Origin of the sequence: Burkholderia pyrrocinia (genome assembly GCF_022809715.1) — a bacterium.
GTDB classification, from domain to species: Bacteria; Pseudomonadota; Gammaproteobacteria; order Burkholderiales; family Burkholderiaceae; genus Burkholderia; species Burkholderia pyrrocinia_C.
This window is the reverse complement of record NZ_CP094459.1, coordinates 2,439,086-2,465,519: the sequence shown is the minus strand read 5'-3', so window position 1 is coordinate 2,465,519 and position 26,434 is coordinate 2,439,086. Positions and strand designations below refer to the sequence as shown.

The 26,434-nt window shown below is 66.1% G+C and carries 23 protein-coding genes; 16 read left to right on the top strand and 7 right to left on the bottom strand.

Annotated features, from left to right (window positions below; genetic code table 11):
• Positions 1-177 precede the first annotated feature (177 nt).
• From aceE to lpdA, 3 genes are all read left to right on the top strand, one after another.
• A complete protein-coding gene (gene aceE, locus MRS60_RS11440; RefSeq protein ID WP_034183548.1) occupies positions 178-2,874 on the top strand; it encodes a pyruvate dehydrogenase (acetyl-transferring), homodimeric type in 2,697 nt (898 codons plus the stop codon).
• A gap of 68 nt (positions 2,875-2,942) precedes the next feature.
• Positions 2,943-4,589, top strand: coding sequence for a dihydrolipoyllysine-residue acetyltransferase (aceF, locus tag MRS60_RS11435; RefSeq protein ID WP_243564707.1), 1,647 nt, complete (start codon positions 2,943-2,945; stop codon positions 4,587-4,589).
• Positions 4,590-4,863: 274 nt separating this feature from the next.
• Positions 4,864-6,630, top strand: coding sequence for a dihydrolipoyl dehydrogenase (gene lpdA / locus MRS60_RS11430; protein ID WP_243564706.1), 1,767 nt, complete (start codon positions 4,864-4,866; stop codon positions 6,628-6,630).
• Positions 6,631-6,835: 205 nt separating this feature from the next.
• On the opposite strand, the gene MRS60_RS11425 is transcribed toward lpdA, so the two are convergent.
• Positions 6,836-7,402 (bottom strand): phasin family protein, encoded by a 567-nt coding sequence (locus MRS60_RS11425; protein WP_034183551.1) that lies wholly within the window; start codon positions 7,400-7,402, stop codon positions 6,836-6,838.
• Between the two features lie 654 nt (positions 7,403-8,056).
• Between MRS60_RS11425 and pbpG the strand changes: the two genes are divergently transcribed.
• Positions 8,057-9,223: a D-alanyl-D-alanine endopeptidase gene (gene pbpG, locus MRS60_RS11420; protein WP_105392836.1), complete on the top strand. Its 1,167-nt coding sequence runs from the start codon at positions 8,057-8,059 to the stop codon at positions 9,221-9,223.
• A gap of 110 nt (positions 9,224-9,333) precedes the next feature.
• Here the strand turns inward: pbpG and MRS60_RS11415 are convergent, their stop codons facing one another.
• Positions 9,334-10,143, bottom strand: a complete 810-nt coding sequence (locus MRS60_RS11415) for an IclR family transcriptional regulator (RefSeq protein ID WP_034183553.1) — start codon at positions 10,141-10,143, stop codon at positions 9,334-9,336.
• A 182-nt stretch (positions 10,144-10,325) separates the two neighbouring features.
• On the opposite strand from MRS60_RS11415, the gene MRS60_RS11410 reads away from it, so the two are divergent.
• From MRS60_RS11410 to iscX, 12 genes are all read left to right on the top strand, one after another.
• Positions 10,326-11,048, top strand: coding sequence for a (Fe-S)-binding protein (locus MRS60_RS11410; RefSeq protein WP_175749899.1), 723 nt, complete (start codon positions 10,326-10,328; stop codon positions 11,046-11,048).
• 35 nt (positions 11,049-11,083) lie between these two features.
• On the top strand, positions 11,084-12,496 hold the full coding sequence (locus tag MRS60_RS11405; RefSeq protein ID WP_105392838.1) for a lactate utilization protein B: 1,413 nt from the start codon (positions 11,084-11,086) through the stop codon (positions 12,494-12,496).
• Between the two features lie 129 nt (positions 12,497-12,625).
• Positions 12,626-12,853, top strand: a complete 228-nt coding sequence (locus tag MRS60_RS11400; protein WP_034183556.1) for a hypothetical protein — start codon at positions 12,626-12,628, stop codon at positions 12,851-12,853.
• Positions 12,854-12,954: 101 nt separating this feature from the next.
• Positions 12,955-13,437 (top strand): low molecular weight protein-tyrosine-phosphatase, encoded by a 483-nt coding sequence (locus MRS60_RS11395; protein ID WP_034183557.1) that lies wholly within the window; start codon positions 12,955-12,957, stop codon positions 13,435-13,437.
• A 112-nt stretch (positions 13,438-13,549) separates the two neighbouring features.
• A complete protein-coding gene (iscR, locus tag MRS60_RS11390) occupies positions 13,550-14,089 on the top strand; it encodes a Fe-S cluster assembly transcriptional regulator IscR (protein ID WP_009691731.1) in 540 nt (179 codons plus the stop codon).
• A 65-nt stretch (positions 14,090-14,154) separates the two neighbouring features.
• Positions 14,155-15,378 carry an IscS subfamily cysteine desulfurase gene (locus MRS60_RS11385; protein WP_034183558.1) on the top strand — a complete coding sequence of 408 codons (1,224 nt, stop codon included), beginning with the start codon at positions 14,155-14,157 and terminating at the stop codon, positions 15,376-15,378.
• Positions 15,379-15,446: 68 nt separating this feature from the next.
• Positions 15,447-15,854: a Fe-S cluster assembly scaffold IscU gene (gene iscU / locus MRS60_RS11380; RefSeq protein WP_006481982.1), complete on the top strand. Its 408-nt coding sequence runs from the start codon at positions 15,447-15,449 to the stop codon at positions 15,852-15,854.
• A gap of 68 nt (positions 15,855-15,922) precedes the next feature.
• Entirely contained in the window at positions 15,923-16,246 is a 324-nt protein-coding gene (gene iscA, locus MRS60_RS11375; RefSeq protein WP_011885413.1) for an iron-sulfur cluster assembly protein IscA, read from the top strand.
• Positions 16,247-16,340: 94 nt separating this feature from the next.
• On the top strand, positions 16,341-16,868 hold the full coding sequence (hscB, locus tag MRS60_RS11370; RefSeq protein WP_034183602.1) for a Fe-S protein assembly co-chaperone HscB: 528 nt from the start codon (positions 16,341-16,343) through the stop codon (positions 16,866-16,868).
• A gap of 54 nt (positions 16,869-16,922) precedes the next feature.
• Positions 16,923-18,791 (top strand): Fe-S protein assembly chaperone HscA, encoded by a 1,869-nt coding sequence (hscA, locus tag MRS60_RS11365; protein ID WP_243564705.1) that lies wholly within the window; start codon positions 16,923-16,925, stop codon positions 18,789-18,791.
• Positions 18,792-18,879: 88 nt separating this feature from the next.
• Complete coding sequence (fdx, locus tag MRS60_RS11360) at positions 18,880-19,221, top strand: ISC system 2Fe-2S type ferredoxin (RefSeq protein WP_034183560.1); 342 nt, start codon at positions 18,880-18,882, stop codon at positions 19,219-19,221.
• A 17-nt stretch (positions 19,222-19,238) separates the two neighbouring features.
• A complete protein-coding gene (gene iscX / locus MRS60_RS11355; RefSeq protein ID WP_034183561.1) occupies positions 19,239-19,448 on the top strand; it encodes a Fe-S cluster assembly protein IscX in 210 nt (69 codons plus the stop codon).
• A gap of 122 nt (positions 19,449-19,570) precedes the next feature.
• On the opposite strand, the gene MRS60_RS11350 is transcribed toward iscX, so the two are convergent.
• From MRS60_RS11350 to MRS60_RS11330, 5 genes are all read right to left on the bottom strand, one after another.
• Positions 19,571-20,299 (bottom strand): glycine zipper 2TM domain-containing protein, encoded by a 729-nt coding sequence (locus MRS60_RS11350; protein ID WP_105392840.1) that lies wholly within the window; start codon positions 20,297-20,299, stop codon positions 19,571-19,573.
• A gap of 346 nt (positions 20,300-20,645) precedes the next feature.
• Positions 20,646-22,172 carry a lysine--tRNA ligase gene (gene lysS / locus MRS60_RS11345; protein WP_131947127.1) on the bottom strand — a complete coding sequence of 509 codons (1,527 nt, stop codon included), beginning with the start codon at positions 22,170-22,172 and terminating at the stop codon, positions 20,646-20,648.
• Positions 22,173-22,256: 84 nt separating this feature from the next.
• A protein-coding gene (gene prfB, locus MRS60_RS11340) for a peptide chain release factor 2 (RefSeq protein WP_105392842.1) occupies positions 22,257-23,361 on the bottom strand; the annotation gives its coding sequence in 2 pieces (ribosomal slippage) (positions 22,257-23,279 and positions 23,281-23,361; 1,104 coding nt in all).
• Between the two features lie 152 nt (positions 23,362-23,513).
• Positions 23,514-25,211 (bottom strand): single-stranded-DNA-specific exonuclease RecJ, encoded by a 1,698-nt coding sequence (gene recJ, locus MRS60_RS11335; RefSeq protein ID WP_034183564.1) that lies wholly within the window; start codon positions 25,209-25,211, stop codon positions 23,514-23,516.
• 14 nt (positions 25,212-25,225) lie between these two features.
• On the bottom strand, positions 25,226-26,290 hold the full coding sequence (locus MRS60_RS11330) for a regulator (RefSeq protein ID WP_243564704.1): 1,065 nt from the start codon (positions 26,288-26,290) through the stop codon (positions 25,226-25,228).
• Between the last annotated feature and the right edge of the window lie 144 nt (positions 26,291-26,434).

Here is a 26,434-nt window from a genome sequence, read left to right as displayed (position 1 = left end):
AAGCATGGGTGCGGCGCAGCAATATTCCGCATTACGAGAAAAGATCTCACGATTCGAAAATTTTGTTGCGCGGGCCCGCGCACGCTCATTACAATCCGCTGGAGCTTGCCCGCAGCCGGTCGCGTCGCGTCGTCTGCACGAGAGCGATCCTCACATTCCAGGACCCAGGAGACGAGAATGTCCGCTGTACCGAACGAAGTGATGAAATATGTCGCCGCCGAACGTGACGACGACCCGCAAGAAACCGTTGAGTGGCTGGAGTCGCTCGATGGCGTGATCTCCTCCGTGGGCACCGGCCGCGCGCACTACCTGATCGAAAAGCAGATCGAGTTCGCCCGCATGCACGGCGAGCACCTGCCGTTTTCCGCGAATACCCCGTACATCAACACGATTCCGGTCGAAGCCCAGGCGAAGATTCCGGGCGACCAGGACATCGAGCACCGCATCCGTTCGTACACGCGCTGGAACGCGCTGGCGATGGTGCTGCGTGCAGGCAAGGACACGAACGTCGGCGGCCACATCGCATCGTTCGCGTCGGCCGCGACGCTCTATGACGTCGGCTACAACCACTTCTGGCACGCAGCGTCCGACCAGCACGGCGGCGATCTCGTGTTCGTGCAGGGCCACTCGTCGCCGGGCGTGTATTCGCGCGCGTTCCTGCTCGGCCGCCTGAAGGAAGAGCAGCTCGACAACTTCCGCCAGGAAGTCGACGGCAACGGCATTTCGTCGTACCCGCACCCGTGGCTGATGCCGGACTTCTGGCAGTTCCCGACCGTGTCGATGGGTCTCGGCCCGATCATGGCGATCTACCAGGCGCGCTTCATGAAGTACCTGCAGGCGCGCGGCATCGCGACGACGGAGGGCCGCAAGGTGTGGGCGTTCCTCGGCGACGGCGAGACGGACGAACCGGAATCGCTCGGCGCGATCGGGATGGCGAGCCGCGAGAAGCTCGACAACCTCGTGTTCGTGATCAACTGCAACCTGCAGCGTCTCGACGGCCCGGTGCGCGGCAACGGCAAGATCATCCAGGAACTGGAATCGGAATTCCGCGGCGCCGGCTGGAACGTGATCAAGGTCATCTGGGGCAGCCGCTGGGATGCGCTGTTCGCGCGCGACAAGACGGGCGCGCTGATGCGCCGCATGATGGAAGTCGTCGACGGCGAATACCAGACGTACAAGTCGGAGTCGGGCGCGTTCGTCCGCGAGCACTTCTTCAACTCGCCTGAGCTGAAGGCGCTGGTCGCCGACTGGTCGGACGACGACATCTGGGCGCTGAACCGCGGCGGCCACGATCCGCACAAGATCTATGCGGCGTTCCACGAAGCCAGCAACACGAAGGGCGCGCCGACCGTCATCCTCGCGAAGACCATCAAGGGCTACGGGATGGGCGAGTCGGGCCAGGCGATGAACATCACGCACCAGCAGAAGAAGCTGCCGGTCGAGCAACTGAAGAAGTTCCGCGACCAGTTCCGCCTGCCGATCACCGACGAGCAGATCGCCGACGTGCCGTACCTGAAATTCGAGGAAGGCTCGAAGGAACTCGAATACATGCGCAAGCAGCGCATGGACCTCGGCGGCTACCTGCCGCACCGCCGCGAGAAGGCGACGTCGCTGCCGGTACCGGCGCTCGACGCGTTCGAGCCGCTGCTGAAGGGCACGGGCGAAGGCCGCGAGATCTCGACGACGATGGCGTTCGTGCGGATCCTGAACATCCTGCTGAAGGACAAGGCGCTCGGCAAGCGCGTCGTGCCGATCGTCCCGGACGAATCGCGCACGTTCGGCATGGAAGGCCTGTTCCGCCAGATCGGCATCTGGAACCAGCAAGGCCAGAAGTACGTGCCGGAAGATTCCGACCAGCTGATGTTCTACAAGGAATCGGAAACCGGCCAGATCCTGCAGGAAGGCATCAACGAAGCGGGCGGCATGTGCGACTGGATCGCGGCGGCGACGTCGTACTCGACGCACGGCGAGATCATGGTGCCGTTCTACATCTTCTACTCGATGTTCGGCTTCCAGCGGATCGGCGACCTCGCATGGGCCGCGGGCGACATGCGCTCGCGCGGCTTCCTGCTGGGCGGTACCGCGGGCCGCACGACGCTGAACGGCGAAGGCCTGCAGCACGAAGACGGCCACTCGCTCCTGTGGGCGGCATCGGTGCCGAACTGCGTGAGCTATGACCCGACCTTCGGCTACGAACTGGCCGTGATCATCCAGGACGGCCTGCGCCGCATGGTGCAGGACCAGGAAGACGTGTACTACTACATCACGGTGATGAACGAGAACTACGAGCACCCGGCGATTCCGCAGGGCGAGCACGTGGCGGCCGACATCATCAAGGGCATGTACGCGTTCAGGAAGGCCGATGCCGACAAGAAGGCGCCGCGCGTCCAGCTGCTCGGCGCGGGCACGATCTTCAACGAAGTGATCGCTGCCGCCGACCTGCTGAAGAACGACTGGGGCGTCGCCGCCGACCTGTGGAGCGTGCCGAGCTTCACCGAGCTCGCGCGCGAAGGCCACCAGGTCGAGCGCTGGAACCTGCTCCATCCGACCGAGGAGCGTCGCCTGTCGCACGTGCAGAAGTGCCTGAAGGACACGCAGGGCCCGGTCATCGCATCGACCGACTACGTCCGCGCGCTGGTCGACCAGATTCGCGGCCAGATCGATCGCCGCTTCGTCGTGCTGGGCACGGACGGCTTCGGCCGCTCGGATACCCGCGAGAAGCTGCGTCACTTCTTTGAGGTCGACCGTCACTGGGTCACCGTCGCGGCGCTCAACGCGCTGGCCGACGAAGGCACGATCGAGCGCAAGGTGGTCGCGGACGCGATCGCCAAGTACAACCTCGATCCGTCCAAGCCCAACCCGATGACCGTTTAACGCACACGCCGTGTGATGTCGCGCGTCGCTTCCGCGAGGAGCGCGCGCGGCCATGGAGACAGATACAGATGAGTCAAGCGATCGAAGTGAAGGTGCCGGATATCGGCGATTACAAGGACGTGCCCGTCATCGAAGTGCTCGTGAAGGCGGGCGACACGGTCGAGCCCGAGCAGTCGCTCGTCACGCTCGAGTCCGACAAGGCGACGATGGACGTCCCGAGCCCCGCGGCGGGCACGGTCAAGGAAGTGAAGGTGAAGGTGGGTGACTCGGTGTCGGAAGGCACGCTGATCATCCTGCTCGAAGGCGGCGCGGCCGCACAGCCGAACGGCGCAGCTGCGCCGGCAGCAGCCCCGGCTCCGGCAGCAGCGCCGGCACCGGCCGCGGCTGCACCGGCTGCCGCACCGGCAGCGGCCGGCGGCACGCTCGAAGTGAAGGTGCCCGACATCGGCGACTACAAGGACGTCCCGGTGATCGAGATCGGCGTGAAGGTCGGCGATACGGTCGAGAAGGAGCAGTCGCTCGTCACGCTCGAATCGGACAAGGCGACGATGGATGTGCCGAGCCCGGCTGCCGGCGTCGTGAAGGACATCAAGGTGAAGGTGGGCGATTCGGTGTCGGAAGGCGCGCTGATCGTGCTGCTCGAAGCCGCAGGCGCACCGGCTGCCGCACCGCAGGCGAGCGCACCGGCACCGGCCGCTGCTGCAGCGGCTCCGGCACCCGCCGCCGCACCCGCGAAGGCTGCGCCGGCACCGGCTGCCGCCGCACCTGCCGCAGCGCCGCCGGGCGAATACCGCGCCAGCCACGCGTCGCCGTCGGTGCGCAAGTTCGCGCGCGAACTCGGCGTCGAAGTCGCACGCGTGCAGGGCTCGGGTCCGAAGGGCCGCATCACGAAGGACGACGTCACGGGCTTCGTGAAGGGCGTGATGACGGGCCAGCGCGCAGCACCGGGCGCGGCAGCGGCCGCGCCGGCAGGCGGCGGCGAGCTGAACCTGCTGCCCTGGCCGAAGGTCGACTTCTCGAAGTTCGGCCCGTTCGAGGCGAAGCCGCTGTCGCGCATCAAGAAGATCTCGGGCGCGAACCTGCATCGCAACTGGGTGATGATCCCGCACGTCACGAACAACGACGAAGCGGACATCACCGATCTCGAGGCGCTGCGCGTCCAGTTGAACAAGGAGCACGAGAAGGCGGGCGTGAAGTTCACGATGCTCGCGTTCGTGATCAAGGCGGTCGTCGCCGCGCTGAAGAAATTCCCGACCTTCAACGCGAGCCTCGACGGCGACAACCTCGTGTTCAAGCAGTACTTCCACGTCGGTTTCGCCGCCGATACGCCGAACGGCCTCGTCGTGCCGGTGATCCGCGATGCGGACAAGAAGGGTCTCGTCGACATCGCGAAGGAAATGAGCGACCTGTCGAAGGCCGCGCGCGAAGGCAAGCTGAAGCCGGACCAGATGCAGGGCGGCTGCTTCTCGATCTCGTCGCTCGGCGGGATCGGCGGCACGAACTTCACGCCGATCATCAACGCGCCGGAAGTGGCGATCCTCGGGTTGTCGCGCGGGCAGATGAAGCCGGTGTGGGACGGCAAGCAGTTCGTGCCGCGTCTCATGCTGCCGCTGTCGCTGTCGTATGACCATCGCGTGATCGATGGCGCGGAAGCCGCGCGGTTCAATGCGTATCTCGGCGCGTTGCTCGGCGATTTCCGGCGCATCATTCTTTGATGAGCGGGGAGGTGCTCGCGGGGGCGTGGGGTTTATGTTGGTTATCCACGCTTCGTCGTTGAACTTGTTTTCCTGACGGTCTGCCAGCGTCGCCCCTGCGCGGGGCGGCGGTCACTTTTCTTTGTCTTCCAAAGAAAAGTGACCAAAAGAAAGGCGCGTCCTTGGGCGGACGGCAAAGGTGGTTCTGCCCCAGGTCGCCGTTCTTTTGCCAGGCCGTAGTTCTCCCGCGGGTTTCTCCCCCCTCTGTCTGCAGCTAATCAAGAAGGGGACAGTAATGAGTCTCATCGAAGTCAAGGTTCCGGATATCGGCGATTTCAGCGGCGTCGATGTCATCGAAGTCAATGTGAAGCCGGGCGACGTGATCGAAAAAGAGCAGACGCTCATCACGCTCGAATCGGACAAAGCCTCCATGGAAGTGCCCAGCGACGTCGCCGGCACCGTCAAGGAAGTCAAGGTCAAGGCCGGCGAGAAAGTCTCGCAAGGCACGGTCATCGCCATCGTCGAAGCATCGGCAGGCGCCGCCGCACCCGCGAAAGCACCCGAACCGGCCAAGCCCGCAGCGGCTGCTCCGGCACCGGCCGCAGCCGCCCCGGCACCCGCGCCGCAAGCCGGCAGCTACGCCGGCGCAGTCGACGTCGAATGCGACATGCTCGTGCTCGGCGCCGGCCCCGGCGGCTACTCGGCCGCGTTCCGCGCAGCCGATCTCGGCATGAAGACGGTGCTCGTCGAACGCTACTCGACGCTCGGCGGCGTGTGCCTGAACGTGGGCTGCATCCCGTCGAAGGCACTGCTGCACACGGCGCTCGTCATCGACGAAGCCGCGGCGCTCGCGTCGCACGGCATCACGTTCGGCAAGCCGGAAGTCGACCTCGACAAGCTGCGCGACTTCAAGGGCGGCGTCGTCAAGAAGCTGACGACGGGCCTCGCCGGCATGGCGAAGGCGCGCAAGGTCGAAGTCGTCACGGGCGTTGGCGCATTCGTCGATCCGTATCACATGGAAGTGCAGGGCGAAAACGGCAAGAAGGTCGTCAAGTTCAAGCAGGCGATCATCGCCGCGGGCTCGCAGGCCGTGAAGCTGCCGTTCATGCCGGAAGACCCGCGCGTCGTCGATTCGACGGGCGCACTCGAACTGCGCCAGTTGCCGAAGCGCATGCTCGTGATCGGCGGCGGCATCATCGGCCTCGAAATGGCGACGGTGTACGCGACGCTCGGCGCCGAGATCGACGTCGTCGAAATGATGGACGGCCTGATGATGGGCGCGGACCGCGATCTCGTGAAGGTCTGGGAAAAGTACAACGCGAAGCGCTTCGGCAACGTGATGCTGAAGACCAAGACGGTCGGCGCGGAAGCGAAGGAAGACGGCATCTACGTGAAGTTCGAGGGCGAGAAGGCGCCGGCGGAAGCGCAGCGCTACGACCTCGTGCTCGTCGCGGTGGGCCGCAGTCCGAACGGCAAGAAGATCGGTGCCGACAAGGCCGGCGTCGCCGTCGCGGATCGCGGCTTCATCGACGTCGACAAGCAGATGCGCACGAACGTCCCGCACATCTTCGCGATCGGCGATGTCGTCGGCCAGCCGATGCTCGCGCACAAGGCCGTGCATGAAGGCCACGTCGCAGCGGAAGCCGCGCACGGCGAGAAGGCGTACTTCGACGCACTGCAGATTCCGTCGGTGGCGTACACCGATCCGGAAGTGGCGTGGGCCGGCAAGACGGAAGACCAGTGCAAGGCCGAAGGTATCAAGTACGGCAAGGCGGTGTTCCCGTGGGCCGCTTCGGGCCGCGCGATCGCGAACGGCCGCGACGAAGGCTTCACGAAACTGATCTTCGACGAGGAAACCCATCGCGTGATCGGCGGCGGGATCGTCGGCCTGAACGCGGGCGACCTGATCAGCGAAGTGTGCCTCGCCGTCGAGATGGGCGCGGACGCGGAAGACATCGGCAAGACGATCCATCCGCACCCGACGCTCGGCGAATCGATTGGCATGGCCGCCGAGCTGTACGAAGGCGTCTGTACGGACCTGCCGCCGCAACGCAAGAAGTAACGCGACCGGCACGGCCGGTCATGCGCTGGCCATGAAGAACGCCGCCGCCCGGGCAATCCGGGCGGCGGCGTTTTCTTTTGCTCGCGGCCGGCGCGGCGATCGAACGGCCGTTCGAGCGTAGCGAACGGCGGCCGGTTCGCGCCGTTTCCGGCGCCGGAAACGAAAAAGCCGCGCTGGGCGCGGCTCTTTCAGGAGCAGGGGACGCTTACGCGGCCGGCTTGCTCGAACGACGCGCAGCGGCGGCGGTGGCAGCCTTCGTTGCGACGGCAGCAGCAGCGTTGAAGTTCGTTTCAGCGATCTCGACGGCTTGCTTCGTTGCCTTTTGAACCGTTTCGTACGTGGTGTTCGCAGCGTTCAGTGCCGACTTCAGCGCGGCGACAGCCGTTTCCGAACCGGCCGGGGCGTTCTTCGCGACGTTGTCGACGAGTGCCTGGACCTTCTTGTTCTGCTCTTCGAATTGCGCTTCGGCAACCTTCGTGAACTCGGCTTGCGTCGACGATGCGATTTCGTACAGGTGACGGCCGTACGACAGCACCTTTTCCGCGACCGGCTGCGACAGGCTCGCTTGCAGTGCGATCAGTTCCTGAGCGTCCTTCACCGACAGCAGACGCTGTGCGTTTTCCTGGCTCTCGACCAGCGTCGACTTCACGACCTGCAGGTTCAGTTCGATCAGCTTTTCGACGCCTTCGAACGCCTTGGTCGTCAGACCGAACAGGCTTTCGAGGTTGGCTTTCTGTGCGGCGGCGATTTGCTCGGGGGTCAGCAAGGACATGTCAAGCTCCTGAAAAGCGATCGCGTCGATCGCAGGGTAAAGGGGCACTACGATGGGGAACCTCGGATGCGCGTCCTTTGTGCAACGCAGCAATGAAACGTATTTTAGGGCAGAGAAAACGGATGTCAAGTATTTTTTGTGCGTTGCACAATCGTGACAAATTATCGATAAAACAACGAGTTATCATGGCCGTTCGGAATCGGTTTCACGCTCGATCCCAAATGGTGCGCACGGGCGCGGGGCAGGCGCAGCGCACCATGAGCACGCACAGGTAAACCTGACAGGCTTGTGGAACGTTATCCTTCCGTTCCTGTCGAAAACGCGCCGTTTCGATGCACATGCCGTGGCGACGTGCCGTCGTCATGGTCAAGAGGCGCTGCAGGCACGCCCCGAGCGCCGGATACGTAGTTTCCCCGCTTTAAATTGCCCCGAAAGTGACGTTATCTCAATTAACCGTGTGGTAATCGGGAGACGGGCGCTGTCGGGCAGTGCTTTCCATGATTTTTTTCGATGGGAGCGGGAGGGTCGATTGGTCTGAGGTTGGCCGACCCTTACATTCCGGTTTAACGACGATCGGTAAGTGCCTAATATTGCTCTTTTTTTAAGCTTTAACTACACTTGCGGAAACCTCCCGCCCGCTTTGTCCAGACCCCAATGAAAGCCGAATCGTTTTCACCGCGCAGATTGTTGCAGAGCATGACGCTCGGCGCGGCTGTGTCGGTCGCCGTCGCCTTGCTGGCGACCGCCGCGTCCGTCGCGCCTGCTGACGCCTTTGCCGCCACTGCGAAGACCCAACAAGCCGCCAAGAAAAAGGCCGTCGCTCCTGCTTCGTCCGCGAAGAAGAAGTCGGTCAAGGCCGCATCCAGCCAATCCGCCAAGGTCGCCGCGGCCGATGCGCCGCGCGCGAAAGCGTCGCGCAAGCGCATGACGCTCGCAGCGGGCGTGCACGGCGGCCACCGCGGCGCAGTGCGCCAGATCGCGTTCCAGCCGCGCCGTCCGACCGTCGGCCAGGCGTTCGGCCTGCACGACACGCCGGACGCGCTCGCGCTGCGCTCGAGCGTCGCGTACGTCGTCGACCAGAATTCCGGCGAGCCGCTGTTCGACAAGAATTCGCACGCCGTCGTGCCGATCGCGTCGATCTCGAAGCTGATGACGGCGATGGTCGTGCTCGATTCGAAGACGCCGATGACCGACCAGATCGAAGTCACCGACGAAGATCGCGACTACGAGAAGGGCACGGGCTCGCGCCTGTCGGTCGGCTCGGTGCTGTCGCGCGAGGACATGCTGCATATCGCGCTGATGGCGTCGGAAAACCGCGCGGCCGCCGCGCTGTCGCGTTATTACCCGGGCGGCCGTCCGGCGTTCATCGCCGCGATGAACGCGAAGGCGAAGGCGCTCGGCATGGCCGATACGCATTTCGAGAATTCGACCGGCCTGTCGAGCTCGAACGTGTCGAGCGCGCGCGATCTGGTGAAGATGGTCAATGCGGCGTACCAGTACCCGATGATCCGCCAGTTCTCGACCGATCGCAGCTACGAGGTGTACACGGGCAAGCGCAATCTCGCCTACAACAGCACGAACGCACTGATCCGCGGCAACGGCTCGTGGGACATCGGCCTGCAGAAGACCGGCTTCATCAACGAAGCGGGCGAGTGCCTCGTGATGCAGGCGACGATCCATGGCCGGCCGATGGTGATCGTGCTGCTCGATTCGTACGGCAAGTATTCGCGCTTCGCCGACGCGGCGCGCCTGCGCAACTGGCTCGATGCCGGCGGCGGCGAGCGCCTGACGGCGGCCAACACGCCGAACGGCGGCACCTGATCGCCGGCGGCGGTCCCGCCGCCGCGCCGATTGGTTGCAAGAAGCTGCAAGAAAAAACCCCGCAATCGCGGGGTTTTTTCGTTGGAGAGAACCGGGGTGGTGAAGGCGGCTTATGCCTGCCGCTGCAGCCCGTCCGCATCCTTCGCGGGCGCCGGCCGATAGCCGAGCGATTCCGAGATGGTGAGCGCCGTGCGGCTCAACTGGCCGAGCCACGCGTCCTGCAGGCGATCGGCCGGTGCCGACAGCGACAGGCCCGCGACGAGCTTGCCAGAATCGTCGTAGATGCCGGCCGCGATACAGCGCACGCCGAGCTCCAGTTCCTCGTTGTCGCGTGCGCATGATTGCTGGCGGACGATCGTCAGCTCGCGCTCGAGCTTCGCGATGTCGGTGATGCTGTTCTGCGTATGGCCGGACAGCCCCGTGCGCGTTGCATAGGCGCGCACGCGCGACGTTTCGTCGGCCGCGAGGAACAGCTTGCCGACCGACGTGAGGTGCAGCGGCGCGCGGCCGCCGATCGCGCGGACGACCTGCATCCCCGAACGCTCCGAATAGGCGCGCTCGATATAGACGATCTCGTCGCCCTGGCGCACCGACAGGTTCACGGTCTGCCCGGTGAGACGGTGCAGCTCGCGCATCGGCATCAGCGCCGCGTCGCGCACCGACAGGCGCGCCTTCACGAGGTTGCCGAGCTCGAGCAGCCGCATGCCGAGGCGGTACGTGCCGGGATCGGAGCGGTCAACGAGACGGCAGGTCACCATGTCGTTGAGGATGCGGTGCGCGGTCGACGGATGCAGCTCCGTCCGCTGCGCAAGCTCCTTCAGGCTGACGGGGTCGCTGTGCGCGGCGAGCGCGTCCAGCAGCCGCATCATGCGTTCGATCACCTGGATCGACGTTTTTGAATCCGGGGTGGGTTGGCTCATGTCGGGGAGGAATCGGTTGACGCGTCAGGCGGTGTTGGGCTGATTGTATCTCGTATTGTGAAAAAAGCGAACGCCGTTCGAGGAAGTCCTCGCTTCGCGCCGCGCGGGCTTGCGCGCAAGCCCGCGTTGGTCTTGCCGGCCAAACGGCGGATAATGAGAGCCGTTTTCTCGAAGGAGCACGTATGCGAGTCGGTTTGTTCGTGACCTGCCTGGTCGATCTGATGCGCCCCGAAATCGGTTTCTCGGCGCTCAAGCTGATTCGCGACGCCGGCTACGAGGTGATCGTGCCGCCCGCGCAAACCTGCTGCGGCCAGCCGGCCTACAACTCCGGCGAGCGCGCGCTGGCGCGCGATCTCGCGGAAAAGACGCTGCGCGAGTTCGAGCAGTTCGATTACGTGGTCGCGCCGTCGGGTTCGTGCGGCGGGATGATACGCACGCACTACGGCGACCTGTTCCGCGACGACCCCGAACTGATGGGGCGCTACGCGCGCTTTCAGCAGAAAGTCTACGAACTGACCGATTTCCTCGCGAACGTCGCCAAGGTCTCGCTCGAGCCGGGCGACTTCACCGGGCCCGTCACCTATCACGACTCGTGCTCGGGCCTGCGCGAACTCGGCGTAAAGGCGCAGCCGCGCGCGCTGCTCGCGCAGCGCGGCATCGCGGTCACCGAGATGAAGGACTGCGAGCACTGCTGCGGCTTCGGCGGCACGTTCGCGGTCAAGTACGGCGATATTTCGGCGGCCATCGCGGACGAGAAATGCGCGAACGTGCGTGCGTCGGGCGCGGGCGCCGTCGTGCTGGGCGATCTCGGCTGCATGCTGAACATCGAAGGGCGGTTGCGCCGCACCGGCGACCGCGACACGCGCGTGCTGCACGTCGCGCAGGTGCTGGCGGGCGACGTCTGACGCCCGGTTCCGCTCACTTTTCCCCCGATACCGCGATGCAAGTCCAATCGATGCATTTCAAGGCGCGCGCCGGCCAGAAGCTGGCCGACCAGCGCCTGCAGCAGAACCTGAAGAAGCTGTCGACGAAGTTCGTGTCCGCGCGCGCCGACGCGATGACCGCGATCGACTTCCCGGCCACGCGCGCCGCGCTCAAGGCGCGCCGCAACCGCGCGCTGGAGAACCTCGACGTGTGGCTCGACGCATTCGAGCGCGAGGCGACGCGGCGCGGCACGACGGTACTGTTCGCCGAAACGACCGCGGATGCCGCGCGGCTCGTGGCCGACATCGCGCGCCGGCACGACGTGAAGAAGGTCATCAAGACCAAGTCGATGGTGTCCGAGGAGATGCGTCTGAACGCGGTGCTCGCGGAGATGGGCGTGCAGTCGATCGAGACGGATCTCGGCGAATACATCCTGCAGATCAACGACAACGAACCGCCGAGCCACATCATTGCGCCCGTCGTGCACAAGGACAAGGACGAGATCGCCGACCTGTTCGCGCGCACGCACCATCGCGCGCGGCTCACCGAGATTCCGGACATGACGCGCGAGGCGCGCGAGGTGCTGCGCCCGCATTTCATGTCGGCCGACATGGGCGTGACGGGCGGCAACTTCGTGATTGCCGAGACGGGTTCGGTCGCGATCGTGACGAACGAAGGGAACGAGGGGATGTGCACGGTGATGCCGCGCGTGCATGTCGCGGTGACGGGCATCGAGAAGGTGCTGCCGACGCTCGAGGATCTGGCGACCGCGATGCGCCTGTTGCCGCGCTCCGCGACGGGGCAGAAGACGTCGAACTATTTCTCGCTGCTGACCGGCCCGCGCGGCGCGGGCGACGAGGACGGCCCCGAACACAACTACGTGGTGCTCGTCGACGGCGGCCGCACGGGCCTGATCGGCGGCGAGTTCCAGGAGATGCTGCGCTGCATCCGCTGCGGCGCGTGCATGAACCACTGCCCGGTTTACCAGAAGGTCGGCGGCCATGCGTACGGCTGGGTCTACCCGGGGCCGATGGGGTCGGTGCTGACGCCGAGCTACGTCGGGCTCGAGAGCACGCTCGACCTGCCGCAGGCCGCGACGCTGTGCGGCGAATGCGACAGCGTGTGCCCGGTCGGGATTCCGTTGTCGCACCTGTTGCGCACGCTGCGCGAAAAACAGGTCGAGCGGCACCTGCGGCCGTGGCGCGAGCGGACCGCGCTCGCCGCATGGGGCTTCGTCGCGCGGCGGCCGACGCTGTACGCGCTGACGACCAAGCTCGCGGTGCGCGTCCTCGAGCGGCTGGGCGGCAACGGCGGCATGCTGCGGCGTCTGCCGATGATGGGCGGCTGGATGGATACGCGCGACATGCCGACGCCGACCGGGCGCACGTTCCGCGAACTGTACGCGGCATCGAAAAGCCACCTCGGCTGAGCACTGTTCATCCGGCGACAACAGTGCGTTCGCTATTTACATATTTATCTCGATAGATGCGGTCTATAGAATCTTGTCTGTAGTCCCCGGAATCGGTTTTCGGGGAACGAGGTCAAGGAGGTCCGCATCATGAAAAAGACAATATCGATGTACTGGCCGCTGGCAATCGTCGTCCCGCTGGCCGCGGCTGCCTATCTGCATGCGATGGCCGATGCGCCGGCGCGCGGCCCGCTCGCGGTTCACCAGGCGTCTGCCGAACTGGCGCGCGCGGTGTCGTTCGGGCTGGTCGACGACGCGGCGAAGCCGCTGCCGGCGGCATCCGGCGACGTCGTGCTCGCCGCGCCGAAGGCGCTGTAATGCTGGGCGCCGTCGCTTTGCGCGGCGGCGCGATTTCGGGCGCCTTTGTATAATGGCGCGTTCTTGTTCCACGCGGTCCGCCGCGGCTTTCCGATAGTGCGATGACCCGCGTTGCGATCTGTTTCGTCTGTCTCGGCAACATCTGCCGCTCGCCCACCGCGGAAGGCGTGATGCGCCACCAGGTCGACGCTGCCGCGCTGGCGGACCGGATCGCGATCGATTCGGCCGGCACCGGCGACTGGCATGTGGGCGAGCCGCCCGATACGCGTGCGCAGGCTGCCGCGCGCAGCCGCGGCTACGACCTGTCGGCGCTGCGCGCGCGGCAGGTGAGTGCGGCGGACTTCGAGCGTTTCGACCTGCTGCTCGCGATGGACGAAGCGAATCTTGCGGAACTGCACCGCCGCTGCCCGCCGCAGCATCGCGACAAGGTGCGCCTGCTGATGGAATTCGCGCCGGACTCGTCTGAAACCGAAGTGTCCGATCCGTATTTCGGCGGCGCGCAGGGCTTCGAACAGGTGCTCGATCAGGTCGAACGCGCGTGCGCGGGCCTGCTGCAGACGCTTCGGGCCCGCACGCAGCGCTGATCGCGGTATTCAGCGATCTGCGAATACCCTATCAAAGGCATGGATACTTGACTAAATCTGTCAAATATTTATACTTGACCAAAATCGTCAAGATTGCAGTCCCCTAGACACCATGAGACTCACCACCAAAGGCCGTTTCGCCGTCACGGCGATGATTGACTTGGCACTGCGCCAGGAGCAGGGCCCGGTGACGCTTGCAGGCATCAGCCAGCGCCAGCGGATTTCGCTCTCGTATCTCGAACAGCTGTTCGGCAAGCTGCGCAGGCATGAAATCGTCGAATCCGTGCGCGGCCCGGGCGGCGGCTACAACCTCGCGCGTCGCGCGCAGGACGTGACCGTTGCCGACATCATCATCGCGGTCGATGAACCGCTCGACGCCACGCAGTGCGGCGGCAAAGGCACGTGCGACGGCTCGAAGCAGCCCGACGGCCATTGCATGACGCACGAGCTGTGGTCGACCCTGAACCAGAAGATGGTCGAATACCTCGATTCCGTGTCGCTGCAGGATCTCGTCGATCAGCAGCGCGCACGCGAGGGCGCACCCGCGGTGCTGCGCGACCGGCGTACGCCGGAGCCCGTCGCCGCACCGGCCGAGCCCGTGCGCACGATGCCGCTCGGCCCCAATTCGGTGTTCAACATCGCGAGTTCGTGAGCGCGAAGGCGCCCGCCATACCCCATAACGCACATAGTCCCTGCACAGAATACCCGGAGCGACAGATGACCCAAGAGACTCTCCACCTGCCCATCTATATGGATTACAGCGCGACGACGCCCGTCGATCCGCGCGTGGTCGACAAGATGGTGCCGTACCTGCGCGAGCAGTTCGGCAACCCGGCGTCGCGCAGCCACGCTTACGGCTGGGACGCGGAGCGTGCGGTCGAGGAAGCGCGCGAGCAGGTGGCCGCACTTGTGAACGCGGATCCGCGCGAGATCATCTGGACGTCCGGCGCAACGGAATCGGACAACCTCGCGATCAAGGGTGCCGCGAACTTCTACAAGGGCAAGGGCAAGCACATCATCACGGTGAAGACCGAGCACAAGGCCGTGCTCGATACGTGCCGCGAGCTCGAGCGCGACGGTTTCGAAGTCACCTACCTCGACGTGAAGGATGACGGCCTGCTCGACCTCGACGTGTTCAAGGCCGCGCTGCGCCCCGATACGATCCTCGTGTCGGTGATGCACGTGAACAACGAGATCGGCGTGATCCAGGACATCGAGACGATCGGTGAAATCTGTCGCGAGAAGGGCATCGTGTTCCACGTCGACGCTGCACAGTCGACCGGCAAGGTCGGGATCGACCTCGCGAAACTGAAGGTCGACCTGATGTCGTTCTCGGCGCACAAGACCTATGGCCCGAAGGGCATCGGCGCGCTGTACGTGCGCCGCAAGCCGCGCGTGCGCATCGAGGCACAGATGCACGGCGGCGGCCACGAGCGCGGGATGCGTTCGGGCACGCTGGCGACGCACCAGATCGTCGGCATGGGCGAAGCGTTCCGCATCGCGCGCGAAGAAATGGCGACCGAGAACGAGCGCGTCCGCATGCTGCGCGACAAGCTGCTGCGCGGCCTGTCGCAAATCGAGGAAACGTACGTGAACGGCGACATGGAACACCGTGTCCCGCACAACCTCAACATCAGTTTCAACTTCGTCGAAGGCGAGTCGCTGATCATGGCGATCAAGGACGTCGCGGTTTCGTCGGGCTCCGCATGTACGTCGGCGTCGCTGGAGCCGTCGTACGTGCTGCGTGCGCTCGGCCGCAACGACGAGCTCGCGCACAGCTCGATCCGCTTCACGGTCGGCCGCTTCACGACGGAGCAGGAAGTCGACTTCGTGATCAATCTGCTGAACAGCAAGATCGCGAAGCTGCGCGAACTGTCGCCGCTCTGGGAAATGCACCAGGAAGGCATCGACCTGTCGACGATCGAATGGGCCGCTCACTAAGCGCCACACTGAACATATCCGCGGGCGGATTCGCGCACGCAGACGTAACGAGTCAAGGAGTCTGAGTCATGTCTTACAGCAACAAGGTTCTGGATCACTACGAAAACCCGCGCAACGTCGGTTCGTTCGCGAAGGACGACGACACGGTCGGCACGGGCATGGTCGGCGCGCCGGCCTGCGGCGACGTGATGAAGCTGCAGATCCGCGTCGGCGCGGACGGCGTGATCGAAGACGCGAAGTTCAAGACCTACGGGTGCGGTTCGGCGATCGCGTCGAGCTCGCTCGTGACCGAATGGGTGAAGGGCAAGACGCTCGACGAGGCGCTGTCGATCAAGAATACGCAGATCGCCGAAGAGCTCGCGCTGCCGCCGGTGAAGATTCACTGCTCGATCCTCGCGGAAGACGCGATCAAGGCAGCCGTGGCCGACTACAAGAAGCGCCACGACACGAAGGAAGGCGATCAGGCAGCGGCCTGAGCGGCATCGAGCGGGTTGGGTTCAGAAGGAACGCGGCGGGTCCCGGTGGCGCGTCGCGCAAGGACATCATGGCAATTACACTGACCGAAAAAGCAGCACAGCACGTCCAGAAATACCTCGTCCGTCGCGGCAAGGGTGTTGGCCTGCGGCTTGGCGTTCGCACGACCGGGTGCTCGGGGCTCGCGTACAAGCTCGAGTATGTCGACGAGCTGGCTCCCGAGGATCAGGTGTTCGAGAGCCATGGCGTGAAGGTCGTCGTCGATCCGAAGAGCCTCGCGTACATCGACGGCACCGAGCTCGACTTTGCCCGCGAAGGCCTGAACGAAGGGTTCAAGTTCAACAACCCGAACGTGAAGGACGAGTGCGGCTGCGGCGAATCGTTCCGCGTGTGACGCGGATCTCCGCGCAATGCGGGCAAGAGGCGGCACGGGCCGCCTTTTTAATGTGCGGCGTTTGCCGCGCGACGAACCGGAATTGAACGCGACGATGGTCTCGCTGAAAGACAGCCATTTCGACCTGTTTCACCTGCCGGCGCAATTCGCGCTCGACGAGGCGACGCTCGACGCCGCCTATCGGACAGTGCAGACGCAGGTGCATCCGGACCGCTTCGCGGCGGCCGGCGACGCGCAAAAGCGCATCGCGATGCAATGGGCAACCCGCGCGAACGAGGCGTACCGCACGCTGCGCGATCCGCTGAAGCGCGCGTCCTATCTGCTGTCGCTGCGCGGCGTCGACATCGGCGCTGAAAACAACACCGCGATGGAACCGGCGTTCCTGATGCAGCAGATGGAGTGGCGCGAGGGCATCGAGGATGCCGCGGCCGCCCGCAACGTCGACGCACTCGACACGCTGCTCGCCGAGTTGCGCGACGAGAAGCGCGTACGCGTCGAGCGCCTCGGCACGCTGCTCGACAGCGGCGCCGATCAGGCGGCCGCCGAGGCCGTGCGCCAGCTGATGTTCATCGAACGTGTCGCGTCGGAAGTGGGCACGCAGATCGAGCGCCTCGAAACTTAACCGCGTGCCTTGCGGCACGCGCAGCAAACGGGCCGAGCGCCCGAACGAACCAAGATGGCTTTACTGCAAATTTCCGAACCGGGCATGGCGCCGGCGCCGCACCAGCGGCGACTCGCCGTCGGGATCGATCTCGGCACGACGAACTCGCTCGTCGCGGCCGTGCGCAACAGCGTGGCCGAAGTGCTGCCGGACGAAGCGGGCCGCGTGCTGCTGCCGTCGGTGGTCCGTTACCTCGAGAAGGGCGGCCGCCGCATCGGCCACGAAGCGAAAGAGCAGGCCGCGACCGATCCGCGCAACACGATCGTGTCGGTCAAGCGCTTCATGGGCCGCGGCAAGGCCGAGGTCGAAGGCGCGGCGAATGCGCCGTACGAATTCGTCGACGCGCCGGGCATGGTGCAGATCCGTACCGTCGACGGCGTGAAGAGCCCGGTCGAAGTGTCGGCCGAGATTCTCGCGACGCTGCGCTATCGCGCCGAAGATTCGCTCGGCGACGATCTGGTCGGCGCGGTGATCACGGTGCCCGCGTATTTCGACGAAGCGCAGCGCCAGGCGACCAAGGATGCCGCGCGTCTCGCGGGCCTCAACGTGCTGCGCCTGCTGAACGAACCGACTGCCGCGGCGATTGCGTATGGCCTCGACAACGCGTCCGAAGGCCTCTACGCGGTGTACGACCTCGGCGGCGGCACGTTCGACCTGTCGATCCTGAAGCTGACGAAGGGCGTGTTCGAAGTGCTGGCCGCGGGCGGCGATTCCGCACTCGGCGGCGACGACTTCGATCACGCGCTGTTCGGTCACGTGCTCGCGCAGGCCGGTATCGACGCAAGGACGCTCGCGCCTGAGGACGTGCGCCTGCTGCTCGACCGTGTGCGTGTGCTGAAGGAGGCGCTGTCGTCCGCGCCGCAGGCGTCGCTCGACGTGACGCTGTCGGGCGGCGCGCACGTCGTGCAGACGGTCTCGCAAGACACGTTCGCATCGCTCGTCGAGCCGCTCGTGCAGCGCACGCTCACACCGACCCGCAAGGCGCTGCGCGACGCGCAGGTGACGCCGGCCGACATCAAGGGCGTCGTGCTCGTCGGCGGCGCGACGCGCATGCCGGTGATTCGCGACGCAGTCGCGAAATATTTCGGCCAGCCGCCGCTCGTGAACCTCGATCCGGACCAGGTCGTCGCGCTCGGTGCTGCGATCCAGGCCGACCTGCTCGCGGGCAATCGCGGCACCGGCGACGACTGGCTGCTGCTCGACGTGATTCCGCTGTCGCTCGGCGTTGAGACGATGGGCGGCCTCGTCGAGAAGATCATTCCGCGCAACTCGACGATTCCGATCGCACGCGCGCAGGAATTCACGACTTTCAAGGACGGCCAGACCGCGATGGCGATCCACGTCGTGCAGGGCGAGCGCGAGCTCGTCGCCGACTGCCGGTCGCTTGCGCGCTTCGAGCTGCGCGGTATTCCGCCGATGACGGCCGGCGCCGCGCGGATTCGCGTGACCTATCAGGTCGACGCGGACGGCCTGCTGTCGGTGTTCGCACGCGAACAGCTGTCGGGCGTCGAGGCGTCGGTCGTCGTGAAGCCGTCGTACGGCCTCGCCGACGACGACATCGCGAAGATGCTCGAGGACAGCTTCAAGACCGCCGAAATCGACATGCGCACACGCGCGCTGCGCGAAGCGCAGGTCGAGGCCGAGCGGATGCTCGAGGCGACGCAGGCCGCGCTGGCGACCGACGGCGAACTGCTCGATGCGGGCGAGCGCACGCAGATCGACGCGCTCGCCGCGGCGCTGCGCGCGGTTGCGCAAGGCGACGATACGAATGCGATCGAAGCGGCGACCAAGACGCTGGCCGACGGCACCGACGAATTCGCGGCGCGCCGGATGGACAAGAGCATCAAGCGCGCACTGTCGGGCCGCCGGCTCGACGAGATCTGAACTGACGAACTGCGCATCGGCCGGCGACGGCCCGCGCGATAATGAACCGTGCGGCGCCTGTCGCCGCACCCTGACTGACGGAACGGACATGCCTCAACTGGTGGTGCTGCCTCACGTCGAACTGTGCCCGGACGGCGCAGTGATCGACGCGACGCCCGGCAAGAGTATCTGCGACAACCTGCTCGACCACGGAATCGAGATCGAGCATGCATGCGAGAAGTCGTGCGCGTGCACGACGTGCCACGTGGTGATCCGCGAGGGCTTCAACGATCTGGCGCCGTCCGAGGAGGACGAGGACGACCTGCTGGACAAGGCGTGGGGCCTCGAGCCGACGTCGCGCCTGTCGTGCCAGGCGATCGTGAACGAAGATTCGGACCTGGTGGTCGAGATTCCGAAGTACTCGATCAACCACGCGAAGGAAAATCACTGACAAACCGGAGGCAGGCGATGAAATGGACCGATTCGCGCGAACTAGCCATTGCGCTGGCGGACAAGTACCCGGACATCGACCCGCAGCGGATCAACTTCGTCGACCTGCGCCAATGGGTGCTTGAACTCGACGGCTTCGACGATGATCCGAAGCATTCCGGCGAGAAGATCCTCGAAGCGATCCAGGCGCACTGGATCGACGAATCGGACTTCGACGACGAAGACTGAGCACGGCGTGCGCCGCAATGGCGCACACGGCCCGCAATGAAAAACGGCTCGTGAGCAATCGCTCGCGAGCCGTTTTCGTTTTCAGGTCGCTTGCCCGGGCACGACGCGCGGGCAGCGGCCGCTTACGCGCCGACCAGCGTGCCGTTCTCGATCCGCACGCGCTGACCCTGGCCGAACGGCGGAGGGTTGTGGTACGTGAACGTACGCGTCGCGCCGCTTTCCATCTGCACTTGCACCTGATAGTCGGTTTCCGCGCGTACCTGCTTCTCGACCTGGTTGCCGGCGAGACCGCCGCCCAGCGCGCCGATGATCGTCATCGCGGTGCGGCCGTTACCGTTGCCGAACTGGTTGCCGAGCAGGCCGCCGGCAGCGGCACCGCCAACGGCGCCGATCCCCGAGCTCTGGCCCGGCGTGCGCGTCTGCGTGATCGCGACGACCGTGCCGCAGCTCTGGCAGTAGGCCGCCTGGGCAGGCGTGGACGGCTGCTGCGCATATTGCGGCGGCTGCGGTGCGGGCGTGTGACGGCGGTGCGTCGTCGCCGGACGCGGCGCGGGCTTCGGTTCGGCCTGCGCGATCGCCTTCTGCTGCGCGGCGGCTTGTTCGGCCGCCTGCTGCCGGGCTTGCGCGGCCAGCGCGGCGCTGGCGGCCGCGGCCGTATCGACGGCCGGCTGCGACGCGATCAGCGCGGCCTGGGTCTGGCCGTTCTGTTCGTTGCTGCTGCTGGCCTTCGGGAATACGCCCGTGATCGCTGCCGTCGCGGCGAGGCTGGCGACGATGACGGCGCCCGCTGCAGTGGCGATCAGCGGATGGAGGCGTTGCTTTTGCGGCGTGGTCTGATTCTGGTTGTCCATTTTTTTCTCCGATGTTGATCCGGATCGGCACGTCGGCGCCGGGCCGGATCCCACGCTTCGGGATCGAGCAGACTCGGCGTTCCGGCGCCTCGTTCTGGTCCCGTTGTCATGCGTGGTGACGCAAAAGGAGTGTCGTCGAGCGGCGAGGGGCGCACCGTATCAAGGTGTAACGAATTGCAGCAGGGCGCCGGCGATTGTTGCCGGGAAAACCCTGAGCAGGCCGTCGCGACAAGGGAATAAAACGGGGGAGGAACGAAGGCCGGCGGACGCCGGCTGGCGGGATTTACGCGTCGTTACAAAGCTGAGGCGTGCGCGCCACGGGGTGCGGCGCGCACGGGCGCGGCCGTCAGTCTTCGCGGCGCAGATGGGGGAACAGCAGCACGTCGCGGATCGTCGGGCTGTCGGTCAGCAGCATCACGAGGCGGTCGATGCCGATCCCGCAGCCGCCGGTCGGAGGCATCCCGTATTCGAGCGCGCGGATGTAGTCGGCGTCGAAGAACATCGCTTCCTCGTCGCCCGCATCCTTCTGCTCGACCTGCTTCTTGAAGCGTGCGGCCTGGTCTTCCGGATCGTTCAGCTCCGAGAAGCCGTTCGCGATCTCGCGGCCGGTCATGAACAGCTCGAAACGCTCGGTGATGCCCGGCACCGTATCCGATGCGCGTGCGAGCGGCGACACCTCGACCGGGTAGTCGATGATGAACGTCGGTTCCCAGAGCTGCGCTTCGGCCGTTTCCTCGAACAGCGCGAGCTGCAGTGCGCCGATGCCCGCGTTCAGGAACGCCGGCTGCCCGACGTCGACGCCGAAGCGCTTCAGTTCGGTGCGCAGGAACGCGTCGTCCGACAGCTGGCCGTCGGTGTACTGCGGCGCGTACTTCTGGATCGCCTGCGTGATCGTCAGGCGATGGAACGGCTTCGCGAGGTCGAGCTCGCGGCCTTGATACTGGATCGTCGCGGTGCCGAGCGCATCGATCGCCGCCTGGCGGATCAGTTGCTCGGTGAAGTCCATCAGCCAGCGATAGTCGGTGTACGCGGCGTAGAACTCCATCATCGTGAATTCCGGGTTGTGACGCGGCGACACGCCTTCGTTCCGGAAATTGCGGTTGATTTCGAACACGCGCTCGAAGCCGCCGACGATCAGGCGCTTCAGGTACAGCTCCGGCGCGATGCGCAGGAACATCTGCATGTCGAGCGCGTTGTGATGCGTGACGAACGGCTTCGCGGCCGCGCCGCCCGGGATCGGGTGCAGCATCGGCGTCTCGACTTCCATGAAGTCGGCCGAATCCATGAACTTGCGGATCGACGCGATCGTCTTGGTGCGTGCGCGGAACGTGTCGCGCGTTTCCGGCGTGACGATCAGGTCGACGTAGCGCTGGCGGTAGCGCATTTCCTGGTCGGCGAGGCCGTGGAACTTGTCCGGCAGCGGACGCAGCGCCTTCGACAGCAGGCGCAGCTCCTTGCACTGGACCGACAGCTCGCCCTTGTTGGTGCGGAACAGCACGCCGCGCGCGGCGACGATGTCGCCGAGGTCCCACTTCTTGAATGCGTCGTAGGTTTCCGCGCCGACGTCGTTCGGCGTCACGAAGAACTGGATCTGGCCCGAACCGTCCTGCACCGTCGCGAAGCTTGCCTTGCCCATCACGCGCTTGAGCATCATGCGGCCGGCAACCGACACCTCGACCGGGTTCGCTTCGAGCGCGGCCTTGTCCGAGTCGGCGAATTTCGCCTGGAGATCGGCCGCGTGGTGCGTCGGCCGGAAGTCGTTCGGGTAGGCGACGCCTTGCTCGCGCAAGGCGCGCAGCTTCTCGCGGCGCTCGGAGATGATCTGGTTTTCGTCCGCTGCGACGGCGGGCTGCGTTTGGGTCGGTTCGGTCATGATGGTCGGAATTCGGATTGGATGCGGCAACGCAAACGGGAAGGGCAAGGGCGGCGCGACCTGGCCAGGTGCGCGCCGCGGCGCTTACACGCCCTGTTTGAGGCTCGCGCTGATGAAGTCGTCGAGATCGCCGTCGAGCACCGCGCGGGTGTTGCTCATTTCGACGTTCGTGCGCAGGTCCTTCACGCGGCTCTGGTCGAGCACGTACGAGCGGATCTGGTGGCCCCAGCCCACGTCGGTCTTGCTCGATTCGAGCTTGTCCTGTTCGGCCTGGCGCTTGCGCATCTCGACTTCGTACAGGCGCGACTTCAGCATCGCCATCGCTTCCGCGCGGTTGCGGTGCTGCGAGCGGTCGTTCTGGCACTGCACGACGATGCCGGTCGGCATGTGCGTGATCCGCACCGCCGAGTCGGTCTTGTTGATGTGCTGGCCGCCGGCGCCCGAGGCGCGGTACGTGTCGATGCGCAGGTCGGCCGGGTTGATCTCGACTTCGATCGAGTCGTCGATTTCCGGATACACGAACACCGACGAGAACGACGTATGGCGGCCGCCCGACGAATCGAACGGCGACTTGCGCACGAGACGGTGGATGCCCGTTTCGGTGCGCAGGAAGCCGTATGCGTATTCGCCCGAGACCTTGACCGTCGCGTTCTTGATGCCGGCGACGTCGCCGTCGGACTCTTCGAGTACTTCGGCCTTGAAGCCCTTGCGTTCGCAGTAGCGCAGGTACTGGCGCAGCAGCATCGACGCCCAGTCGCACGCCTCGGTGCCGCCGGCGCCGGCCTGGATGTCGATGAAGCAGTTGTTCGGGTCGGCCGGGTTCGAGAACATCCGGCGGAATTCGATGTCGCCAACGCGTGCCTCGAGCTTCGCGGCATCCTCTTCCGACGCGACGAGCGTGTCCTCGTCGCCTTCCTCGCGGGCCAGCTCGAACAGGTCGAGCGCGTCGCGCAGGTCGCTATCGAGCGCCGTCAGCGTCGTGACGACGCCTTCGAGCAGCTTCTTCTCGCGGCCGAGTGCCTGGGCGTTCTTCGAATCGTTCCAGACGTTCGGGTCTTCGAGTTCCTTGTTGACTTCGGTCAGACGCGCAGCTTTGGCGTCGTAGTCAAAGATACCCCCGGAGCTCGCCCGCGCGGTTGCGCAGGTCGAGCAGGGAGCTTTCGATCGCGTTGAGACGTTCCGCTTCCATGATCGTTCGCTTTTCTTGCTTCGTAAAAAAGCGGAATTATAGCCGATCGGCAGGGTTGCCCGGTGACGCAAACGGTGCTCGCACGCGTGCCGCGGCCCCGTCCGGTGCGGCGTGCATGCATCGGCGGGCACTGCGGGCCGGGCGGCCCGTGCTCAGCCGGCCGCGTGTTCGACGATCAACTGGACGCGCGTGACGCCGTTCCACGTGTCGGCGACGAGGCGGTACGCGATCAGCGCGCTCGCCGGCAGCGGCTCGGTGTGGTTGAACCAGATCGCGTTGAAGCGCTGGCGGCCGCGCGCAAGCTGCAGCTTCAGGTGCTTTTCCTTCACGAGCGATTGCGACACGACGTCGAATTCGCCCGAGAAAAGCGGGGCCGGAAAGCCTTGCCCCCAGACGGCTTCGTCGAGCAGCCCGACGAACTGCGGCGTGAAGTAAGCGTCCTCGAGTTCGCCGTCGGTCTCGATCACGCGGGCGAGCGCGTCGTCGGACAGCCATTCGCGTGCGACGGCCTCGAACGCGGCCGCGAAGCGCGGCACGTTCTCGGTATCGAGCGTGAGACCGGCCGCCATCGCATGGCCGCCGAACGCGACGATCAGGTCCGGTTCGCGTTTCGACACGAGGTCGAGCGCGTCGCGCAGGTGGAAGCCGGCGATCGATCGGCCCGACCCCTTGACCCGCTTGCCTTCGTCGTCCGCGTGCGCGAACGTGAACGACGGGCGGTGGAATTTTTCCTTGAGCCGCCCGGCGACGATGCCGATCACGCCCTGGTGCCATGCGGGGTTGAACAGCGTGATCGTGCACGCGTCGGCCGGGTCGACGTCGGCGAGATCGGCGAGCGCCTGCTGCTGCATGCCGGCCTCGATCTCGCGGCGCTCGCGGTTCATCACGTCGAGCTGCTGTGCGAGATCCCATGCGCGGCCGATGTCGTCGGTGATCAGGCATTCGATGCCGAGCGACATGTCGGACAGCCGCCCCGCGGCGTTGAGCCGCGGCCCGAGGCCGAAGCCGAGGTCGAAGCCCGACGCGGTGCGCGCTTCGCGCGCGGCGGCGCGGAACAGCGCGGCGATGCCCGGCTGCATGCGGCCGTTGCGGATGCGCTGCAGCCCCTGCGCGACGAGCACGCGGTTGTTGCCGTCGAGCCGCACGACGTCGGCGACGGTGCCGAGCGCGACGAGGTCGAGCAGGCCGTCGAGGCGCGGCTCCGCTTCCTTGCTCGCGAATGCGCCGCGCCGGCGCAGTTCGGCGCGCAGCGCCAGCAGCACGTAGAACATCACGCCGACGCCGGCGATGTGCTTGCTCGGGAACGCGCAGCCGGGCTGGTTCGGGTTGACGATCGCACGGGCAGCGGGCAGCGCGTCGCCGGGCAGGTGGTGGTCGGTCACGAGCACGTCGATGCCGCGCGCGTTCGCGGCTTCGACGCCCGCGACGCTCGCGATCCCGTTGTCGACGGTGATCAGCAGGTCGGGTTTGCGCGCGGCCGCGAGCTCGACGATCTCGGGCGTGAGGCCGTAGCCGTATTCGAAGCGGTTCGGTACCAGGTAGTCGATCTGCGCGCCGAACATCCGCAGGCCGCGTACCGCCACCGCGCACGCGGTCGCGCCGTCGCAGTCGTAGTCGGCGACGACGAGCAGGCGTCGCTTGTCGGCGATCGCGTCGGCAAGCAGCGACGCCGCGTCGGCGCAGCCCTTCAGCTCGGTGGGCGGGACGAGGCGCGCAAGCGCGGTCTCGATATCGGTCGGGGACTGCACGCCGCGCGACGCATACAGGCGCGCGAGGACGGGATGCAGGCCGTGGCGCGCGAGCACTTCGGCGTCGGCGGGCGCGACGGGGCGGGTAACGATCCGGGTCATTCGGGGTCTGCTTGTTATTCGAACAGGGAGGCGAGCGCACGGCGGCGCCAGAACTTGCGCAGGTCGCTGCGCGTCGCGTGCAGCGTCACGGAGCTCGTATCGCCGCACAGCGTGAATTCGACGCTGGCGAGCGCGCCGTTCTGCAGCGCGGCGAGCACCGGCGCGAACCAGTCGCGCTCGAGCGCGGCGAGCCCGTCGTGCCAGCGCGCCCAGTCCTGTTCGATGAATGGGGTGGTCAACGCCGGCAGTTCGACGAGCGTCGCGCCGTCGCCGGCGGGCAGCGCGTCGAACGCGGCGGGTGGGGCGCCGGCTTCGGCCTGCGCGGCGCGCGCGAGGCCGAGCGCGGCGGGCGACGCGGACAGCACGCGCGCGAACGGCTTGCCGACCGGCTTCAGCGTGCCCTGCGCATGGAACCAGATCGAATTGACGGCCGGCAGGCCACGCGCCTCTCGGGCTTCGTTGACCGGGTGCTGGAACCACGCCATCTGCACTTCGTTCTGCAGTTTCATCCACATCCGCGAGCGTTCGCCCGTGTGTGCCTCGTGCGGCAGCCAGATCTCGATGTTGCGGCCGCTCGCGCGCAGCGGCGCGGCGCCGGCGAGCCGTGCGAGCTGTTCGCTCGACAGGTACCAGCGCGCGGGGTTCGGCGCTTCGAGCCGCACGCCGAGCTCCTCGATCAGCGGCCGCGCGACCGCGAGCAGCGCGGCCGCGTCGCCGTCGTCGAGCGCGAGGGCTGCCGGATCGACGAGCACCAGGTGATCGTGCGCGATTTCGACGTGCACGGGCTCGACGCATGCCCATGCTTGTGCGCCGGGGTCGCCGCCGTCCGCCAGCAACATGTAGGGCGCGAGCGGCGCCTCGTCCGCGGCGTTGCCCTGGGTCGCGCCGAACTGGCGGGCCAGCCAGCGCTCGTGCGGCAGCGTGCGCTGGAAGTCCTCGCCGGCCACGCGCTCGACGAGGCGTGCGCGGGCGAGCAACTTTTCGAGCGCGGGGCTGTCCAGCGTGTGCAGGGACGAGGCCGCATCGGCCGCCGACGGCAGCGCGAACGGAACGAGAAAATGGAGGCGTCGGTCGTGCATGATGGTGCGCATTGTATGGCAAACTGCGCGCGTGATCGGGCCGGCAGACGGCCCGTTCGCGTCCGGCGGCCGTTTTTCGACCGGGCCCGGGCCGGTGGCCGCCGCCGGGCGGCGGTCCGGCCGCGGGGCGCCTTCCCGCCGTAA

Excerpts from the sequence above, each read along its gene's own strand:
- MRS60_RS11400 (WP_034183556.1), top strand. The coding sequence starts at position 12,626 with ATGAAAAAGACAATATCGATGTACTGGCCGCTGGCAATCGTCGTCCCG.
- hscB (WP_034183602.1), top strand. The coding sequence starts at position 16,341 with ATGGTCTCGCTGAAAGACAGCCATTTCGACCTGTTTCACCTGCCGGCG.
- iscR (WP_009691731.1), top strand. The coding sequence starts at position 13,550 with ATGAGACTCACCACCAAAGGCCGTTTCGCCGTCACGGCGATGATTGAC.
- lysS (WP_131947127.1), bottom strand. The coding sequence starts at position 22,172 with ATGACCGAACCGACCCAAACGCAGCCCGCCGTCGCAGCGGACGAAAAC.
- MRS60_RS11415 (WP_034183553.1), bottom strand. The coding sequence starts at position 10,143 with ATGAGCCAACCCACCCCGGATTCAAAAACGTCGATCCAGGTGATCGAA.
- iscA (WP_011885413.1), top strand. The coding sequence starts at position 15,923 with ATGGCAATTACACTGACCGAAAAAGCAGCACAGCACGTCCAGAAATAC.
- pbpG (WP_105392836.1), top strand. The coding sequence starts at position 8,057 with ATGAAAGCCGAATCGTTTTCACCGCGCAGATTGTTGCAGAGCATGACG.
- iscU (WP_006481982.1), top strand. The coding sequence starts at position 15,447 with ATGTCTTACAGCAACAAGGTTCTGGATCACTACGAAAACCCGCGCAAC.
- MRS60_RS11330 (WP_243564704.1), bottom strand. The coding sequence starts at position 26,290 with ATGCACGACCGACGCCTCCATTTTCTCGTTCCGTTCGCGCTGCCGTCG.
- lpdA (WP_243564706.1), top strand. The coding sequence starts at position 4,864 with ATGAGTCTCATCGAAGTCAAGGTTCCGGATATCGGCGATTTCAGCGGC.
- iscX (WP_034183561.1), top strand. The coding sequence starts at position 19,239 with ATGAAATGGACCGATTCGCGCGAACTAGCCATTGCGCTGGCGGACAAG.
- MRS60_RS11385 (WP_034183558.1), top strand. The coding sequence starts at position 14,155 with ATGACCCAAGAGACTCTCCACCTGCCCATCTATATGGATTACAGCGCG.
- MRS60_RS11350 (WP_105392840.1), bottom strand. The coding sequence starts at position 20,299 with ATGGACAACCAGAATCAGACCACGCCGCAAAAGCAACGCCTCCATCCG.
- aceF (WP_243564707.1), top strand. The coding sequence starts at position 2,943 with ATGAGTCAAGCGATCGAAGTGAAGGTGCCGGATATCGGCGATTACAAG.
- recJ (WP_034183564.1), bottom strand. The coding sequence starts at position 25,211 with ATGACCCGGATCGTTACCCGCCCCGTCGCGCCCGCCGACGCCGAAGTG.
- MRS60_RS11405 (WP_105392838.1), top strand. The coding sequence starts at position 11,084 with ATGCAAGTCCAATCGATGCATTTCAAGGCGCGCGCCGGCCAGAAGCTG.
- aceE (WP_034183548.1), top strand. The coding sequence starts at position 178 with ATGTCCGCTGTACCGAACGAAGTGATGAAATATGTCGCCGCCGAACGT.
- fdx (WP_034183560.1), top strand. The coding sequence starts at position 18,880 with ATGCCTCAACTGGTGGTGCTGCCTCACGTCGAACTGTGCCCGGACGGC.
- MRS60_RS11395 (WP_034183557.1), top strand. The coding sequence starts at position 12,955 with ATGACCCGCGTTGCGATCTGTTTCGTCTGTCTCGGCAACATCTGCCGC.
- hscA (WP_243564705.1), top strand. The coding sequence starts at position 16,923 with ATGGCTTTACTGCAAATTTCCGAACCGGGCATGGCGCCGGCGCCGCAC.
- MRS60_RS11425 (WP_034183551.1), bottom strand. The coding sequence starts at position 7,402 with ATGTCCTTGCTGACCCCCGAGCAAATCGCCGCCGCACAGAAAGCCAAC.
- MRS60_RS11410 (WP_175749899.1), top strand. The coding sequence starts at position 10,326 with ATGCGAGTCGGTTTGTTCGTGACCTGCCTGGTCGATCTGATGCGCCCC.